Genomic DNA, 252 nt, shown 5'->3' with positions numbered 1-252 from the left:
GAATTAACTCACGCTTACCATATATTTTCTTAGTATCGCGTATTGCGCATTACTTAAAAGTTTTACAGCGTGAAAATATTGGTTCAAGTAAACCTCGCCATGAATTAGAGCAGCAGCTTAATGATTGGCTTGGCGCATTAGTAACTAAAATGAACAACCCTGATGAATCTCTTATTGCTACGCATCCACTAAAAGATGCAAAAGTGACTGTAGCAGAAATTCCAGGTAACCCTGGTTACTACAGAGTAAGTA

Annotated in this window: 1 pseudogene; it reads left to right on the top strand. The window is 37.7% G+C overall.

The features are described 5' to 3' along the window. A pseudogene (locus AAEY57_RS20575) lies at window positions 1-252 on the top strand (type VI secretion system contractile sheath large subunit); the annotation flags it as partial.

It is taken from the genome of Pseudoalteromonas sp. MER144-MNA-CIBAN-0113 (assembly GCF_040308965.1).
Taxonomy (GTDB): Bacteria; Pseudomonadota; Gammaproteobacteria; order Enterobacterales; family Alteromonadaceae; genus Pseudoalteromonas; species Pseudoalteromonas tetraodonis.
Note: the sequence above shows the minus strand (reverse complement) of the source record. Positions and strands in the feature narration are given on the sequence as shown.